The 18128-nt window shown below is 26.1% G+C and carries 18 protein-coding genes and 1 tRNA gene; 8 read left to right on the top strand and 11 right to left on the bottom strand.

Annotation, left to right across the window (positions count from 1 at the left end):
* Positions 1-38: 38 nt before the first annotated feature.
* The 8 genes from ACD762_RS03240 to ACD762_RS03205 all read right to left on the bottom strand — a co-directional run bounded on the left by ACD762_RS03240 (position 39) and on the right by ACD762_RS03205 (position 7200).
* Positions 39-533 (bottom strand): inorganic diphosphatase, encoded by a 495-nt coding sequence (locus tag ACD762_RS03240; protein WP_423364425.1) that lies wholly within the window; start codon positions 531-533, stop codon positions 39-41.
* A 109-nt stretch (positions 534-642) separates the two neighbouring features.
* Positions 643-1275 carry a TraX family protein gene (locus ACD762_RS03235; RefSeq protein WP_423364424.1) on the bottom strand — a complete coding sequence of 211 codons (633 nt, stop codon included), beginning with the start codon at positions 1273-1275 and terminating at the stop codon, positions 643-645.
* Complete coding sequence (locus tag ACD762_RS03230; RefSeq protein ID WP_423364423.1) at positions 1276-2442, bottom strand: homoserine dehydrogenase; 1167 nt, start codon at positions 2440-2442, stop codon at positions 1276-1278.
* Complete coding sequence (locus tag ACD762_RS03225) at positions 2433-2786, bottom strand: hypothetical protein (protein WP_423364422.1); 354 nt, start codon at positions 2784-2786, stop codon at positions 2433-2435. The genes ACD762_RS03230 and ACD762_RS03225 overlap by 10 nt, the downstream gene beginning before the upstream one ends.
* Before the next feature lie 127 nt (positions 2787-2913).
* Positions 2914-3255: a zinc ribbon domain-containing protein YjdM gene (locus ACD762_RS03220; RefSeq protein WP_423364421.1), complete on the bottom strand. Its 342-nt coding sequence runs from the start codon at positions 3253-3255 to the stop codon at positions 2914-2916.
* A gap of 143 nt (positions 3256-3398) precedes the next feature.
* Entirely contained in the window at positions 3399-3761 is a 363-nt protein-coding gene (locus ACD762_RS03215; protein WP_423364420.1) for a YxeA family protein, read from the bottom strand.
* Positions 3762-3992: 231 nt separating this feature from the next.
* Positions 3993-5291, bottom strand: coding sequence for a GNAT family N-acetyltransferase (locus tag ACD762_RS03210; protein ID WP_423364419.1), 1299 nt, complete (start codon positions 5289-5291; stop codon positions 3993-3995).
* Positions 5292-5385: 94 nt separating this feature from the next.
* Positions 5386-7200 carry an alpha/beta hydrolase fold domain-containing protein gene (locus ACD762_RS03205; protein WP_423364418.1) on the bottom strand — a complete coding sequence of 605 codons (1815 nt, stop codon included), beginning with the start codon at positions 7198-7200 and terminating at the stop codon, positions 5386-5388.
* 167 nt (positions 7201-7367) lie between these two features.
* Between ACD762_RS03205 and ACD762_RS03200 the strand changes: the two genes are divergently transcribed.
* The 3 genes from ACD762_RS03200 to ACD762_RS03190 all read left to right on the top strand — a co-directional run bounded on the left by ACD762_RS03200 (position 7368) and on the right by ACD762_RS03190 (position 11491).
* The gene (locus tag ACD762_RS03200) at positions 7368-8276 is read left to right on the top strand and encodes a nucleoside hydrolase (protein ID WP_423364417.1); all 909 of its coding nucleotides are present in this window, start codon (positions 7368-7370) and stop codon (positions 8274-8276) included.
* A 326-nt stretch (positions 8277-8602) separates the two neighbouring features.
* Positions 8603-9754, top strand: coding sequence for a cation:proton antiporter (locus tag ACD762_RS03195; protein ID WP_423364416.1), 1152 nt, complete (start codon positions 8603-8605; stop codon positions 9752-9754).
* Between the two features lie 147 nt (positions 9755-9901).
* Positions 9902-11491, top strand: coding sequence for an IS1182 family transposase (locus ACD762_RS03190; RefSeq protein ID WP_423363416.1), 1590 nt, complete (start codon positions 9902-9904; stop codon positions 11489-11491).
* A gap of 134 nt (positions 11492-11625) precedes the next feature.
* Here ACD762_RS03190 and ACD762_RS03185 read toward each other — a convergent pair whose 3' ends face one another.
* A complete protein-coding gene (locus tag ACD762_RS03185) occupies positions 11626-13035 on the bottom strand; it encodes a C69 family dipeptidase (RefSeq protein WP_423364415.1) in 1410 nt (469 codons plus the stop codon).
* A gap of 189 nt (positions 13036-13224) precedes the next feature.
* On the opposite strand from ACD762_RS03185, the gene ACD762_RS03180 reads away from it, so the two are divergent.
* From ACD762_RS03180 to ACD762_RS03170, 3 genes are all read left to right on the top strand, one after another.
* Positions 13225-13380, top strand: coding sequence for a hypothetical protein (locus ACD762_RS03180; protein WP_423364414.1), 156 nt, complete (start codon positions 13225-13227; stop codon positions 13378-13380).
* Positions 13381-13496: 116 nt separating this feature from the next.
* Positions 13497-13570, top strand: a tRNA-Trp gene (locus ACD762_RS03175).
* 397 nt (positions 13571-13967) lie between these two features.
* Positions 13968-14225 carry a hypothetical protein gene (locus ACD762_RS03170; protein WP_423364413.1) on the top strand — a complete coding sequence of 86 codons (258 nt, stop codon included), beginning with the start codon at positions 13968-13970 and terminating at the stop codon, positions 14223-14225.
* A 206-nt stretch (positions 14226-14431) separates the two neighbouring features.
* On the opposite strand, the gene ACD762_RS03165 is transcribed toward ACD762_RS03170, so the two are convergent.
* On the bottom strand, positions 14432-15394 hold the full coding sequence (locus tag ACD762_RS03165; protein WP_423364412.1) for a minor capsid protein: 963 nt from the start codon (positions 15392-15394) through the stop codon (positions 14432-14434).
* 508 nt (positions 15395-15902) lie between these two features.
* Here ACD762_RS03165 and ACD762_RS03160 point away from each other — a divergent pair.
* A complete protein-coding gene (locus tag ACD762_RS03160) occupies positions 15903-16166 on the top strand; it encodes a S24 family peptidase (protein WP_423364411.1) in 264 nt (87 codons plus the stop codon).
* Positions 16167-16343: 177 nt separating this feature from the next.
* Positions 16344-16706, top strand: coding sequence for a phage integrase SAM-like domain-containing protein (locus ACD762_RS03155; protein WP_423364410.1), 363 nt, complete (start codon positions 16344-16346; stop codon positions 16704-16706).
* A gap of 76 nt (positions 16707-16782) precedes the next feature.
* Here ACD762_RS03155 and lysA read toward each other — a convergent pair whose 3' ends face one another.
* Positions 16783-18081 (bottom strand): diaminopimelate decarboxylase, encoded by a 1299-nt coding sequence (lysA, locus tag ACD762_RS03150; RefSeq protein WP_423364409.1) that lies wholly within the window; start codon positions 18079-18081, stop codon positions 16783-16785.
* Positions 18082-18128 lie beyond the last annotated feature (47 nt).

Raw genomic sequence — 18128 nt, 5'->3', positions numbered from 1 at the left:
TTATCTCTCCATAATAAAAAAGACTAAACTAGTTAGTCTTATTTATTTAATTTTTTATATTCTTCTTTTGCAGCATCTAAATATTTTTTAGCATCTTCGACACCTAAATATCTACCAGTTTCAACTGCTTTGTTTTGTAATAATTTATATGTATCAAAGAAGTTTTGAATTTCTTTTAAAGTATGAGGTGCCAAATCATCTAAAGATTCAACATGATCAAAGCGAGGATCATCTTGAGCAACAGCGATTAATTTAACATCTTCTTCTCCTGTATCAATCATTTCTAACATTCCTAATATTCTAGCATCAATTAAACAACCAGGAAATGTTGGATATGTAGTAAGTACTAAGATATCAATTGGATCATTATCTGCTGCTAATGTATTTTCAATATAACCATATTCAGCAGGATAAAACATTGATGAATATAATACTCTATCAAGTTTTACTCTTCCAGTTTCTTTATCTATTTCATATTTATTCTGACTTCCTGTTGGAATTTCAATTAATGCTTCTACTACTAATTTTTCCATTATGTAATTCTCCATTCTTTCATTAATTTATATAAAAAAGCATATTTGCTTTTATCATCTATTTAATTATAACATTACCTTTTACTTATGTCATGACTTTTTGAATACTTTACATGTATTGTGCAACTATCTGAATAATTACTATATGTAATGGATAATAAATATAAAATAGATATTTCATACTTCTGCCCTTTTTAAAATTGTAAAAATATAGTAACATCAGGCCAAAGCATGAATAGTATTGAACATCAGAGACAATATTTAATTGTGAAAAAAACATTACCAAAACTAAATTAACAATAACTAGTAAATCTATTTGTTTATAAAATATGTAACACATAAATATTAGTATTACTCCATAATAACCATAGTCCATTTGCCAGAAGTGTACAATTATTAATAATAATAGGCTGAGTAAGTATTGCTTTTTATCAAAAGTCATTATCAAAAAATAACCAAAGGCTAAAGTTATAAATATATTAGAAACATAATACTGGTTACTAATTATAGTAAATATATCAAATACTAAACCACAACCAAGTAAAGTTAGTCCATGTTTTATTTTGTTACTAGAGTGAATATATGCATTTGCTGTAAAATAAGCAAATATTACAAAGGCAACTCTACCTATGATTCTCAAAAAAAGAATATCTGGAAATAGAAAATAACCTATGTGGTCTATAGTCATTGATATTAAAGCAATTACTTTTAAAGTAAAAGCATCAAGTCCTAGTTTTTTCATTTAATAAACCAATGGAAAAGCATGAAGATTATAGCTGTTTGCATACTCATATGCTTTTTCAATTGTAACACTAACAACTAGAGTGTTTTCATCTATCATAATATTACCAATTTGATCATTTAAATTGACTATACTTTCTTTTTCACCTATAAATATAAATTCTGATTGTACTGAATTTGTAACAATGTTTTTACTTTCATCTAAATAGTTAAAAGCATTAAATACCCCATTATTATTAATTAAGTTTTCTACTTTATTAATATCTTGAATAATTGCATTTAAAATTTCTTTATTACCTGTTGCAGGGCCATAAATCATAGAATAACCAAGGTTTTTACTTGTTAAGTACAAAGCACCCATATTTCCATCAACTCTTGATAATAAAATGTTGTCTTTTACAAAACATGGTAAAACATATAAAGATAACGATCCTTCAAACATACTTGCACTAGCAATTTGTTTTATTGTATAACCAAGTCCTTTTGCAATTTGCAATGAATCTATATTTACCTTTTCAATACCTTTAATGAAAATATCATCAACAGTAATATTTTTATTGTAAGCTAGTGTAGCTATCATTGATAAACTTCTAGCTGCATCAAAACCACTAATATCTTGAATTGGGTCTTCTTCTGCATACCCATTTGCTACTGCTTGCATTAACCCTACATTTAAATCAAGTTCACTTTGATTCATTGCTGTTAAAATAAAATTGCTAGTACCATTCAATATTGCTTTTATATCATATATTTCATCGCTTTTGCTCATATTACTTAAAAAATCGGTTATTGGTATTCCACCACCTATGGCTGCATCAAAGTAAAGACCGACATTATTTTTTAATGCTATATCAAATAATTTATTATGATAAATTGCTAAAACATCTTTATTTACACTGATAACATGTTTTTTATTAGTTAAAGCTTTTTCAATAATATCTTTTGCCTCTAATGTTGTTGTTAGCACAATAATTGTATCTATACCATTATCAGAGTAAATCTCATTTAGATTATTATAGATTTTAATATTTTTATAATGTATCTCATTACTTTTATTAAAATCATAAATGCCTATTATTTTTGTTGAGTTTATTGAAACTTTAGACTTTTGTATTTCTTCAACTACAAGTCTAGTTAGTTCATTAACACCTATTAAAGCTACATTCATTTAGTTTGCTCCCTCTTTAATAATAATTTTATTTTTAAATATGTTCTATATGCTAATAAGCATAAAATTAGTGATAAAATCCATAAGCCTGTAGAAATAATTTTTAAAAATACAACATTTGTTGGTATTGTATATAAAAATGGTGAGCTTAGTAAGACTGCACAAATTATAAATGCATATTTCAACTCGAAGATTTTATATGTTTTATAAATTAGATATTCTAATATCATCATTAAAATGATAACAATCATTGTTGTTTTTATTATACTTGAAGAAAATGGAATTATATTTAGTATTGATAATCCTAATAATACTTTTGTAGCCATAACAATATTATTATTCATGCATTTCCCCTCCTTTTAAACAAATGATAAAAAAGACCTTGAAACAAAGTCTTATCTTTAATTCTATATTTATTTTAACATAATTGCTTACCTATTAAGTAATATTTAATAAGCAAATTAATGCAAGTTAAGCTTTTTTTACATAAATAGCTGTTAATTCAATTGCACCAAAACCATCTAATTTAGTATCTATGTTATGGTCTTTTTTTCCTAGTATAACTCTTATACTTTTTGCTTTTGTACCTTTTTTTATGACATTTGAACTTCCTTTTACTTTTAAATCTTTAATTACTATTACTGAATCTCCATCTTGTAGAACAGCTCCATTTACATCTTTTATTAAGTCTTCATCTTCTGCTACTATTTCATCTTTTGACCATTCATATGAACACATTGGACAAACAAAGTTATTTCCATCTTCATAAGTATATTCACTATCACATTTAGGACAATTAGGTAATTTTTCCATTTAAAACACTCCTTTTTTTCATATAGTTTAATTATACACAATAATTGTAATTATATATAGCCTTTAACAAAAAATGCTTTAACTGACAACAAAAAAGGAAAATAGTATTAACTACTTTCCTTTTCATAAGTTAAATTTAGTGACTATTTAAGTTTTTCTTGTACAATAGTTGGTATTTGATCAAATTGAACTTCTTCCCATGAAATAACACCTTTATCATCATTATATTCTAATTTTAAATAAGCATCTTTTCTAAGTTGTTTACCTTCAGAATTTGTACCATTGAAATTCATTACTTTCATGTTTCCTTTTTCATCATATGATGGAAGTGAGTAACTAAATGTTACTACTGTAGATCCATCATCAATTTTCTCAGATTTCTTTTCACCATCTGTTGTAATTTGAGTATAATAGCTATCTCCTTTGTATTGATCACTTATTAATTTATAACTACCAACTGCTAATACAACAATAGCGGCTAATAATACTAGTAAAAATTTTTTCATTATAATTGTCTCCTTTTTTAGTATTTCATTAAAAAATTATATGTTAAAAATAAAACTACCAATAATGCTACAAAAGCTAAAATAGAAAAGATAATTGATTCTTTATTCAATTTAACCAGCTCCTTTAACTTGTAGTTCTCTTTAATTTTAGCACCCTTTTTTATTTTTAACCTTTAAATTAACTTACAATATATTACATTATCGTAATATTAAAAAGCACTTGCGTGCTTTTTATAATAAATTATACTTATATCCAAAATACTTAGCTTCTAATTCTCTCATCTTTTCAATTAATAAATAGTCTTTAGTATTATCTAAGACCCATTTTATCATCTCATGCCAATCTAGAATTCTTATATTATCAGAATTAACTCTTTCAAGTCCACTATCTAAGTCTTCTTGTAGTTTAATGTTATCAAATGGTTGAATAAAAGCAACATAATCATATTCTGACTGTCTTCTTGCTATATTTCTGTAGAATTGATAGTGTGTGTAAAACTCTTTCATTTCAATATTTGTATATGCATTTTGACAATTATTTAACATTTTTTGATAAACAAATTTAAAGTTTTGGACTTTTTCATTTGTGATCTCTTCAATATTTTTATAATTTTCTTGGCAATATGCTGTTTCTATATATAAACGATATTTATTGTTAATAGTTAAATACAAGGCAATTGTAGATGATTTACCTGTTAAATCATAGTCGTTAAAATGAAAATATCTTTTAACAGAAAATATCTCTTCTGTGATTTTTATTTTAAAGAAATTTCTAACTAATTTAACAATTATATCATCATTCATAACTCTAGTATTAAAGAAGTTCATAGCAAGTACTAATGCACTGTTTAGTCTTCTCATTCTAATTGAATCATAATCTATATATCTAAATTCATCTAGCTCTTTGATATAATTTACATCAAATATAAAATTGTCTTTTATATTTGAAACATAATTTTTTTCAGAAGTATCTGCAAATTTTGTTTCTTTATATCTATTTAAATGTTCTTCTACTTTTTTTATGTAATCTTCTTCAATGTAATCTTCAATTATTACTTCATCTAAATCTAAATAATACAAATCACTTTCTTCATCAAGAATGAAACCATTAAACAGTAAAGCTTTTGCACAAGCGATATTTTCTTTTGCAGTTTGATAAATTACTTGTTTGACATTTTTGTTTAACCTAATTTTTTTAATTATTTTTGAAACAATAATATTAGCATAACCTTTTCCAAGATAAAATTCTTCGCCAATAAAAAAATCAAAACTATAAACACTGTCTTGTTGATCTACTTCTAATAAATCATTTGTAAGATTAAAGATATCATATATTTGAACAAATCCAATCGATTGGACTCCTATTTCAATAATATAATTTTTTAATTGTTTATGATTCATATTTACTGCACTTACTTCTTCTAAATAAAGTGGCTTATTATTAAAATAACTACTAATATATTCTTTTTTAAGCCATTTTGAAACACGATTGTAATCCTTGTCTTTAATTTTTCTAAGTTTTATTTCCATAATAAACCTCCGATTGTTTTTTATATAATACTTTAGAATAACTTATTATGCAAGCATGTTATAAAGGCGATTCAGTTGATGAACCGCCTTTAGATTAGTTGTTTAATACTATTTCTATTAATGTTTCTAATGCTTCACTAGCTTCTGGAGTGGTATATTGTACAAAGTTTGGTATCATGTATTCATATTCATAAAAGTTAATAGCTACATTATCAATTAAACTCTTATCTAACAATCTTCTAGCATCAATATTAAATATGTCATTTGTACCTGTAAACACTGAGATTTTTCCTATATTTTCTATATTTCCATATATTGGGCTTAATCTATAATCTTTTTCATCTTCATGATTTGCATAGTAACTTAGTCTTATCTTTAAATCATAAGGTCTTTGAACTGGATCATTTTCTTCTATCTCATAAATCTTAGTATCATTAAGTTGAATATCTAAAATTGGAGAATTTAAGATTATGTTTGTAGGTGTTAATAGTCCTTTTTCTTGACAGTACATTGCAAAACCTAAGGCTAAAGATCCACCACTACTATTTCCTACAAAAATAATTTCTTTGTTTGGATTTTCTTTTATTAACTTAGTATAAAATTCATCTAAAAATTTATAGACATCTTTATAATTATAAGTTGGTGCTTTTGGATATATTGGAATATAAACACTTGCATTTAAATTATCTGCTAGTGTTGTTGCATATTTATATTGTTGTTCATCTGGTTGCATCCAAAACATACCTGGATGAAAGAATATTACTATTTTTTGTAAATATCCATTTATGTTTTCTATTTTATAAACATTTTCATATGATGTCTCTACTATTCCAAATTTGTTTTCAAACTTTAATGGAAGTATATAGTCAAATGAACTGTATTCTTTTGCATTATCTAGTATTGCTTCATTTGCAATGTGATCATTTATTATAAAACCTACTTTATTTTTCACATCCATTGAAAGCAGTCCTAATTCAATTAACTTGCTTGCAACACTACGTTTTTCAATTACTTTTGCATTAAATGATATTGCAGCAGCTGATGCAGCAGTCGCTACAACTGGAGCTACAGCTAATACTTTTAAAGCTGTATGTTTATTTTTATTTTCTTGCATGTTATCTTCTTTGATAGACAACTCATCATTAATATCTGCTATTTCATCTATAAGTTCTTCTTTTTTTGCTTTAGTTTTTACTTGTAATGATTTTAAATTCTTAATTTTATTTATTTTAGACATTTTATCCTGTAAGTTTTCTCCTATTTCAGTTTGATATTTTTTAGTTTGATTTTTTATTTTTGCAAGGTTTCTTCTGATATCCCTTTGTATTTTAACATTATCTATTATTAAATCATTTTTGAACTTATCAATATCAAAATCTTCTATTTTATCTGCAATATTACTTTTTACATCTTCTATTTTTTCACTACTTTTATCTTTTACAGCAGCAAAAGCTTTTGTCACTGCTGGTTTAACTTCTGCTTTTGTTTCATCTATAGTATCAAAAAATGACTCTTTTAATGCAAAAAATTTAGGATTAATATTTTTATTTCTATCATATATTGCTTCATTAACTTCATCAATAAACATGTCATCCTTTATTGATGAAAGTCCTTTGTCCATTTTTTTCTCTAATTCTTTTTGAATTGTCTTTGTTTGTTTTTTAAACTTTTTCAGTTTCTTATTTGTTTTTTTATTTTCTTTTTTTAATAGCTTTTGAACTTTTCTTAGGTTTACATCTTCATCTTTTTCTAAACTATCTAAAATTCTATTAACTTTTAGCTCATTTTCAGTTTTTATATTTTCTAAATTCTCATTTAAATATGTTATCAAACTCTCGATTTCACTAGTTGCTTTTGTTGTTTTTTTATTTATTTCATTCTTGTACTTTAATTCTTTTTTATTAAACATTTAAATTCCTCCACTCTTATAGTATAGTATACTCTTATAATTATTATTTTACTATTTTTACTACAAGAAATACAATAAAATACCTTAAGTAATGTGTATTTTTAGTTTATTGAAAATATGTTATTATTATATTAGATATAATTTATTTAATGAGGAGTTATAAAAAAATGAAAAAACCAATTATTATTGATACAGATCCTGGAATTGATGATGCTTTAGCTTTAGCATGTGCATTGTTTTCTAATAAATATGATATTTTATTAGTTACTACAATGGCAGGAAATGTTAATCTTGAAAATACAACTAGGAATACTTTAGACTTAATTAGTTATTTTGGATATGATGTAGATGTAGCTAAAGGTAGTGAATATCCTTTATTAGGTGATTTAAGTGATGCTAGTTATGTACATGGAAAAAGTGGTATTGGTAGTATTGTTTTACCAAAATCTTTAAAAAGTGTTATTGAATTAAGTGCTGTTAATGCTATGAGAAAAGCTATATTAGCAAGTGAAAAACCTGTGACAATTATTAGTCTTGCAGCCTTGACTAACATTGCTTTACTGTTAAAGATGTATCCGGAAGTAAAAAATAATATTGAAGAAATTGTAATGATGGGTGGAGGCATTGGTTTAGGAAATGTTTCAAGTTGTGCTGAATTTAATTTTTATGTTGATCCACTGGCTGCAGATTTAGTTTTTAATACTAATGTTTCTTTAGTTATGGTTGGTTTAAATGCAACAAATAATGCTTTACTAACTAACAATGAATTAGCACCTTTATTAAAAGGGTCTAAAATTCAAAAAATGTTTTATCAAATGTTCAGTGAATATCAAGACGGAAATTTTGATGATGGTATTTCAATGCATGATGTTTGTACTATTTTTTATTTAGAGCATCCAGAATTTTTTAACGTTGAAAAATTAGATGTCAAAATTGTTAAAGATGGTTTTGCAAAAGGTGCAACTGTTGTCGATTATCATCCTAGCATTATAAATAAACCGTATGTTGATGTTTGTATGGGACTTGATACTAAAGAATTTGCTAAATGGTGTAGTAATTTATTAAAAATAATGTAGCTTTTTTATTTTAAAATTGGATATAAATGTTTTATTAATAGACAGTATAATCATACTGTCTATTAATTATTAACTATTATTTATAATTATTATTTTATATTATTAACTTATATACTGTTTAATGTAAATATTTCTACCATTATTTTTAATTATATATACATTTTTTTATTATAATATTAACTTTTATTCTCGTAATTAATAATATTAATTATATTAAAAGATTTGTTAATTATTTTTTTATATTTTTTTTCTAAACTCGAATATAAAACAGTTTACTAGCAATGTTATAATTATATTACGTGTTATTATAAGTATAGGAGGTTAATATGGAATTTATTGGTATTTTATGTATTATACTTATTTCTACTACTCTTATTAGTCATTTGTCTAGAAAAATTGCAATTCCAGCTGTAATTGGTCAATTATTAGTGGGCCTAATTTTAGGAAAAGCTGGTTTCAATGTAGTTCATCCTGATGTAATTGTAAAAGAGTTTTCTGAAATAGGTATTATTATATTAATGTTTATGGCTGGTTTAGAAAGTAATGTTTCTTTGTTAAAAAAATATTTTAAACCAGCTATTATGGTAGCTTCATTAGGAGTTATTTTACCTATTATTGGTGGAATTTTTACTGGTGTTGGCTTTAATCTTAATTTTAATGAAGCTATCTTTTTAGGAATAGCTTTAGCAGCGACTTCTGTTAGTATATCTGTGGATGTTTTAAAAGAGTTAAATATTTTGAATTCAAAAGAAGGATCGACAATTTTAGGAGCTGCCATAGTAGATGATATTTTAGTTGTCTTTGTTGTAAGTATTGGTTTATCATTCTTAACTACTTCAAGCGAATCTTCTGTTACTAATCTACCTCTAGTATTTGTTGAACAAATACTTTATTTTGGTGGTATCTTTTTCTTAATAAAATGGATTGCACCTTTTATTATGAATTATAGTTCTAAAATTAAATCTAACTCTGCTGTTATTATAATGTCTCTTGTAATTTGCTTAGCTATGTCTTATGTTGCAGATCTTGTTGGTTTAAGTTCTGTGATTGGTGCCTTTTTTGCTGGTGTAGCCGTTGCACAAACTGAGGTGTTTGATGAAGTATTAAAAAGTGTTGAAGAAATTGGTTATTCAATATTTATACCTGTCTTTTTTGTAAGTATAGGTTTAAATGTTGAGCTATCTGATTTCTATCCACAAATTCTATTTATTTTATCATTTACTGCAATTGCTGTACTTACAAAATTAATTGGTGGTTATATTGGGGCACGATTATCAAAATTTGAACAAAATTCTTCATTGATGATTGGTGCCGGTATGATTTCTCGTGGTGAAATGGCCTTAATTATCATACAAATTGGTAAAGAAGCAGAAATTATTAATAATTTACATTATTCAGCGTTTATCATTGTTATTTTATTAAGTACTTTAATATCACCATTACTGTTAAAAGTATTCGCTAAAAAAATATATGCATAATTATTATATGCATAAAAATTATAAGCATAAAATTTATAAGCATAAAAAGGGGCTGTAATGCATTAGCATATATAGTCCTATACAATAAAAGGAAGAATGTTTACTCAATGTAGAGAAAACATTCTTCCTTTTTAGTATAATTGATATATGAATACCGAATTACTCAATAACAATTATGCTTTTAATTATAAACCAGTTCAGCTTATTTTACCACTAGAAGTAGAAGTAATTTCACCAGCTGATGATGTAGTACATTCATTTGTAGAACTAATGAAAGGATTTAATTTATCAAAATACATAACTCGATCATACCATAGAGGTAATCAAGGGTATGATCCTACAATGATGTTACTAGTTATTTTATTTGCATATACTAACCAAATTTATTCTTTAAGAAAAATAGAACAAGCATGTAAAACAGACATACGATTTATGAGTCTTTGTAATATGAAGACTCCATCTCACAATGCTTTCGCAACATTTATAAATGAAAATTTAGTTGATAAAAATATAGAAAATATATTTTATGATATAAATAAATATATTATCTCTTGTGATGATTCAATTGATACTTCAAAACTTTATATAGATGGTACTAAATTTGAAGCCAATGCTAAAAAGACTAGTTTTGTATGGCGTAAAGCTGTTGAAAAATTTCAACAAAAACTATTTACTAATGTTTCAACTTTCATAGTAGAATATAATAAATGTTATGATCAATATTTTCCAGTTAAAAATAAATATAAATCAACATACTTAAAAACAATAGTAGAAGATATTGAAATAAATATAAAAAAACAAAAAATTGAGTTTGTTTATGGAAAAGGATCTAGAAAACACGATTTACAAAGAAAACATGAAAAAATAAATGATTATTATTCAAGATTAGCTAAATATGAAGAACATTTTAAAATATTTGAAAATAGAAACAGTTACTCTAAAACTGATCATGATGCCACTTTCATGCACATGAAATATGATTATTATAACAATACTGGAGTTTTTAAACCAGGGTATAATATCCAAGTAGGAGTTTCAAGTGAATATATAATGGTTGCAGATATATTTCAGTGTGCCAATGATTTGAGAACATTCATTCCATTAATGGATTTGTATAAATCTAAATATAAAAGTTATCCACAGTATCCAGTAGGTGATGCTGGATATGGTAGTTTTGAAAACTATAAATATTGTAAAGAACACAATATGGAATTAACTTTAAAATACCCATTATTCAATAAAGTTAATTTTGATAAAACTTTTGTTAAGAAGAAAAAATATCAAGCTATTAACTTTAAAACATCAGAAAATGGATTCAAAATTTGTCCTGAAAATCAAGAGTTTAATGTTTTAATAAGTGAAAATATAATAGATGTAAATGGCTACGGAAAAAAACAATATAAATATGAATGCACTAAATGTAATGACTGTCCAGTCAAATCAGAATGCACTAAAGCTGCAGGAAATAGAATGATAACAGTTACACCTGAGCTTGAAGAAATGTACAAAAAAGTAAATGAAAACCTTACAGGAGATTTTGGTAGTAACTTAAGAAAACAAAGAAGTATCCAAGCAGAAGGAACATTTGGAATAATTAAACAAGATTATCAATACACTAGAATACATAGAAAAAAGATAGAGAATGTCAAAACTGAGCTTTTACTAATATGTATAGGATATAACATAAAAAAATATCATAATAAAAAAAGCAGAATTAAGCTTAATTGATATATTTAAACTTAATATCGTGATAGGCTTTTTAATAATGCCTTTTTTTATGAAATATACTAATAACTGAACAAATTCTGTATTAAAACTAAAAAAGCTATAATGCATGATTATTAAATCAATGCATTACAGCTCCTTTTTTATTAGTCACCTAGACTATATCTTAATTTCATATGTGGTGATCCTAATACTACCATATCTTCAAGTAGTTTTGTAGATCTTTTTAATGAGTCTTCTGAAAGTTCATCATTAATTTTTTCTAGATATTTATTTATATCCTTTTTATTTACTGCTTCTTTATCTGCCTTCATTGTTATGTTTCTAAAACTTGCATGTGCATTTTGTTCAAAAGCATTTTCTAAGTCACTATATAAATCATAGTTATAATCACCTAATAAGGCAATTGCACAAGTTAGCCAATACATATTTGTAAAGTCACCTGTACCTGTTGCATTAGCGTATGCTTTAGGTGTTTTAGTTACATTTGAATAAAATGGTACTAGAGCATTAAATGTATTTGGTCCAAATGCTAACCAATGAACTCCTGCAATTTCTTCAGGTACATTATTTCTTATTTGACATAAATGAACTGAGTGATTTCTGTTTATTCCTATAGGTCTAAACAATTTTTTTGTTTCTGGATCACTTATTGTACTATATGGATCATATGGAGTATCTTGATAATGTGAACTTAGTAAAAATTTAATATCTTCCATACATATTTTTTTATTTGGTACTAATATAAATGGTTGATCATCATCCATTGGTTGATTATTCAATTCTTTGTTAAAGAATTTTTGAATATACCATGTTCTTGGATTATTATAATGATGGTCTTTAATTGTTGCACTACCAAATATATGTCTTAAATTAATACTACCATCTTTAGATGCATTTAGATTATTATCCATTATTAATTGTTCTAAATCTTTAGAACATAAATAATCTTTTGATGCAAAGTCAAAATGATCTATGTTAAATCTATTTGGAGCTACGACATATGAATCATCAGGTACTCTTACTGCAGCCCAATGATGTCCTCCGATACTTTCATACCACCATACTTCATCTTTATCAGAAAATGCTACTCCATTAGGTTCATATGTTCCAAATTTTTCTGTTAACATACCTAATCTTTCAACACCTTCTTTAGCACTTGAAATATAAGGTAAAACTATTGTTACCATGTCTTCTTCACCAATTCCACCATCTACATAAGGATCTACTCCTAAAATTCTTGCATTTGTTGTAATTGTTTCAGTAGCAGACATTGCTACATTTTTACTGTTAATTCCTGCTTCTCCCCAAATTCCTTGATCTCTTACTGCATTTGGCATTACAGTGTATCTTAAAGGATTATCTGGTAATTCAATTTTCACTTTACTTATTACTGATTCATAACTTCTCATTTGATCTTCTGGATTAATAACTAGAAATTGTTTTGGTCCTACTGCTTCATGTCCATCTTCATTACGAGCTATCATTGTTGATCCATCAATTGATGCATCTTTTCCTACTAGAATTGTAGTACATTCACCATTCCATTTTTTCATTTTATACACCTCAATCTTTAATTTTTATACTTTCATAATACACCTGTATTTCCACTTTGTTAAATTTATTACAACTTTAATTTTATCTTAATTAGTAATATGAATTAATTTTTCCATTTTCAAAAGCAAAGGAATTGAAATAAAGGTTAGTTCTATGCTATATTTTAGTTCTTAATGGAGGGAATAATAATGAAAACAAGCGTTATAAATAGAAAACCAATTAGTTTAACTAATTTTAAAGAAAAAAGAATACCTGGCTTTAGTTTTAGTAATAGAAGTCCAAAGTACTCTATTACTGATTTTAAAACTAATGAAGTTAATGTTAAAAATAGTAATAATAAATAGTTATCGAAAAAAAGTTATAAAATATATAACTTTTTTTCGTAAATAGCACTTTTTGTCAAAAATAAATTGCATTGTATATTCTAATAATGTATAATTACATGGTAAGCCAATCAACTAGGGGTGTAGTTAAACGGCATAACCACGGTCTCCAAAACCGTTATTGCGGGTTCGATTCCTGCCACCCCTGCCATTTAACAAATAAGCCTTTATTAGGGCTTTTTTTAATGCCGTAATTGCTTTTTATCCTTAAAAATTTCTCTAAAACAATCGATTAAATGACATTTCTAAAAATAATATGACACTTTTGATTTCAAATACTAAATATTATTTAAAAACGCTTTACACTGCCGGTAGTGTGGCGTAATATAATTAGGTAAGGTAGATGAATAAATTGTCTGATATAACAGAAAAGTTGTTAACTATTATCGAACTCATCATAATTCTCAAAATAGTACAACAACTTAAAAATTTATAGAATTGGAGGTTATCCCCTTTCCTAAATATAGTATAACAAAAAAAACTGATAACTGTATTTAAGCTATATTGCAATGTTAAGAATTTAATTATTTACACTGTATACTTGACAGGTGTCAGTTCATGTCGAATCAATTCAATTACTTTATAATAAGCAAAAAATAAATCTAACTAAAGGGATTATTGAACACGAATTATATACAATGACTTTTGATAGCTATGAATACCAACCATTCTCAAATATAATTTTATTACAGCCTAAAGAAGTAATAGCTTTAGGAGTTGTTTTTAATACAGTTGTTAACCATAAAGCCATTTTAGTGGCTAATACTACTAATAATATAAAGTTTAAAACTAATATTATCGTTTAAATAACAATAATGCGACCAATATTAATTCAATTGCTACCAATAATAATTGTTAGCAATTGAATAATAGTAATTTCCAGCATTTGTGTATCTCCTTGGTTATTTGATATTAAATTAATGTATATGTGTTTACAAATATGTTATTGTGGGTTAAAATGTAGATAATAAGAAGAGGTGTCGAGCTCTAGCGAGTGCGGTACCTCTTCTTTTTACTTCTTATAAACATTATAAAATTTACTTTTCACAATCATAATTTCTTTAACAAAATCAGTTCTTTCATTGGTAAATATCTGTTTAATAATCTTTTTACAACTCTCAATTTCCAAAGTAGATTCAGTTAAGTCGAATATGAAATTGCTACTTTGTTCCTTCTTTTTCTTAACGTTGTTATACAGAGATGATGGATTTGAACTTTTTATTGCTTTCAATTCCCAATAATTATTTTTAAATAAATAATCAGGAGCCTTTACACCTTCTGGATTATTGACCCTCGGTATCATTTCAACATTTTCACTGAATTCTTTTGAAAGCCATTGTGCAAATTCAATCTCATTAACTGATGCATCATACACTACATTTTTACCATCAATTTCATAATCAACACCCTTATAGTTAATAATGTCCCCTATTTTTGGTTCTATAACCTCAGGAAGTAAAATAGCCGCTTCATTAGCTGCTATTTTTTTATTTGCTTCCAATCTCCACTCATTAGTAACATCCTTATAAGGTAATTTGCTTTTATACTCTTTATAAGTCGTATATGTATCAAGTGGATTATCATCATTAGGTTCTAAATTTCTAGCAAATCTAGTTGTTGGCATTAAATCACTGCTTAAGTATGGAACTGTAGTACTTCTGTTATTAGAATGCATTGGTGGTAGATTTTCTCCTGCTTTAGCATTTTTTACTTCAAATATTTGATCATCCAATTCCTGACACACTTTACTTGTTCGATTATCCATGACTGACATATACTGATATTTAGTATATCCAGAGTCTTCATAGCCTTTTAATTCTGACTGGTTATGAAAATAATTAGATTCAGTTATAATCAATCTATCTGCATATTGCTTATCAACATCAAAGTCATCTCTTATGTCTTTAGACATTTTTGCTATTGGTGCATTACTTAATGTATTAGATGTAAAAAGCTCTTGCAGTCGTTGACTCAAAAGCTATTTAACACTTCCATATTTGCCTCCTTTCTAGTACAATATGGACTTATGGCTATATGATACATATTATTCATAATATATTTAGACCAATTTTATACTAAAAGTTTAATATAAGTTGTTTTTATTCCTATTTGTACTAATATTGTTTTAAGCATTAAGACAAGGAGGCATAAAATAAATTTAGGATATAGATTAAAAAAATAAGATTATCAACAGGTTTAAGTCAGGAAAAATTTGCTAAATTATTAATTTAAAACAAACAACTTATAGTAAATACGAAAATAATTCTAGATAGCCTGATTACAATTCATTAAAAACTATAGCTAATCATTTTAATGTATCTATTGACTACTTCTTAGATAACAAAAAAAACATTAGAAAGCAATGTTGCTAAGTTAGATATTGATAGAAATAGAAAAACTATTCCAGTGTTGGGAGAAGTTCCAGCCAGCATTCCTATTTACGCAATAGAAAATATTTTAGTTGAAGAGGATATACCTGCTAGTTGGATAGGCGATTTTTTGGCTTAAGAATTAAAGGTGACTCAATATATCCAAAATATCAAAATGGAGACACAGTCATCTTTAAAATGCAATCCAATATCGATTATGGCCAAGAAGCTTTAGTGTATGTAAATGGATATGATGCGACATTTAAAAAAGTAATAAAGTCAAACAAAAGTGTTATTTTACAACCTTTGAACAGTGAGTTTAGCCCTATTATAGTTGAAGATGATGAAACGTTCAGTGTTGCAGGCGTTCCTGTATAAATTAGAAGAAAATTATAATGGCATAATTTAGTAATAGTTTAAATCATTGGGTTGGTGATTTTTACTTTAATAATAAAAGGTATCAAAAAAAGTCTAGAAAATTCAAAAAGAAAAAAATCTGCAGTTTTGTGGGAAAAAGATAAAGCCAAATAACTAAACGTTAATTTAGGAATTAAAATGACCCTGAAAAATTTATGTGATATTTTCATTTCAGAAAATACGTCGGATTTAAAAAATACAACTATAGCTATATATATTACAACATTTGCTTTATATGAGTCTTTTATTGATTTAGATGTTAATGATATTGATTCAAGACTACTTAATAAATGGAGAAATGAATTACAAGCTAATGACTATTCAGCTAATTACATTAATAATGCTATTAACTCGCTTTCAACAATTTTTAAGTTCGGTATAAGACAGTGCCATTTAACAAATAAAGCCTTTATTAGGGCTTTTTTTTATAAATTTATATATTCATCATTAAGAGACTTTTACTTAATGCCAAATATTAATATCATGATAGTATTCATGTAATTACAATAAAGAAGCATTCTCATTTTTGAGAATGCTTCTTTGTTATTACTTCAATCATTTCAAGATTATAAGCAAATTATATTTCTATTTCACAATCGTTTTCTATTAATTGTTTAAATGTTTGACCTTTGATTAATGTTTGTACTTTACCATTTTCTATTAACAGTGTTGGTGGTATTCTATTTTTATTATAATTACTTGCCATACTATAACCATAAGCACCTGTTGAGAATACACATATTGTATCGTTTGGTTCAATTATTGGAAGTTTAATATTTTCAATAATTATGTCACCACTTTCACAGCAGTTACCAGCTAATGTTACAAGTTCTATAATTTCTTCATCCATTTTGTTAGCTACTACAGCTTCATATCTTGCTTGATACATTGATGGTCTAATATTATCAGTCATTCCACCATTTAATCCTATATATTTTCTTACTTTTGGAATTTCTGTGATGGATTGTACTTGATATAATGTTACTCCTGCTTCTCCTATCATATATCTTCCAGGTTCTATTACTATTTTTGGTCTTTTTTTGTATTCTAGTCTTTTAAATATTTCATCTACTTTTTTCATTATTATATCAAAGTAGTATGATAAACCTGGGGCATTATCTTCTTTTGTATAGTTGATCCCAAAGCCACCACCTAAGTTTAAGACCTCTATTTCAACATTTGTCTCTTCTTTTATTTTTTTCAACAATTTATAAGCAACTTCTACTGCTTCAATATATGTTTCATTATCGTGTAGTTGTGAACCTACATGAAAATGTATTCCTTTAACACAAACATTATTTAAAGTTAAAGATTTTTTGAATACTTCAAAAAAGATATCTTCAGTTATTGGGATCCCAAATTTAGAATCTTTTTGCCCTGTGTTTATAGCTTTATGTGCACCACCAGAAACTTCGGGTGTAACTCTAAACAAAATGTTTTGTACTTTATTTTGTACAGCAGCTATATCTTGAATTCTTGCAAGCTCTGTTTCGTTGTCGCAAACTATGTAGCCTATTTCTTCTTTAATTGCAAATTCAATATCTTGTTGTGTTTTAGCATTTCCATTGAATTCGATATTTTTAAGATTTACTCCTGCTGCTTTTGCAATATATAGCTCTCCACCACTTACAACATCTAATCCAAAGTCATTAGCTTGCATGATTTTTGCTAAACCTAAAGATAAATTAGCTTTTGAAGCATAGTGTATTCTTACATTTTCATATTTATTTTGAAAGCTTTCTTTAAATTCATTAATATTTTCTTTTAACTTTGAATAGGAGATTACATATAATGGTGTACTATATTCATTTGCTAATTCTACCATATTGACTCCATCTATAATAAGTTGATTATTTTGTTTTTTATATTTTAACATTTGTTCTCCGCCTTCCTTTGATAAGCTAAATATTAACATATACATAT

This window comes from Mycoplasma sp. P36-A1 (genome assembly GCF_049478495.1).
In the GTDB taxonomy this organism is placed as follows: Bacteria; Bacillota_I; Bacilli_A; order JAJDGJ01; family JAJDGJ01; genus P36-A1.
Note: the sequence above shows the minus strand (reverse complement) of the source record. Positions and strands in the feature narration are given on the sequence as shown.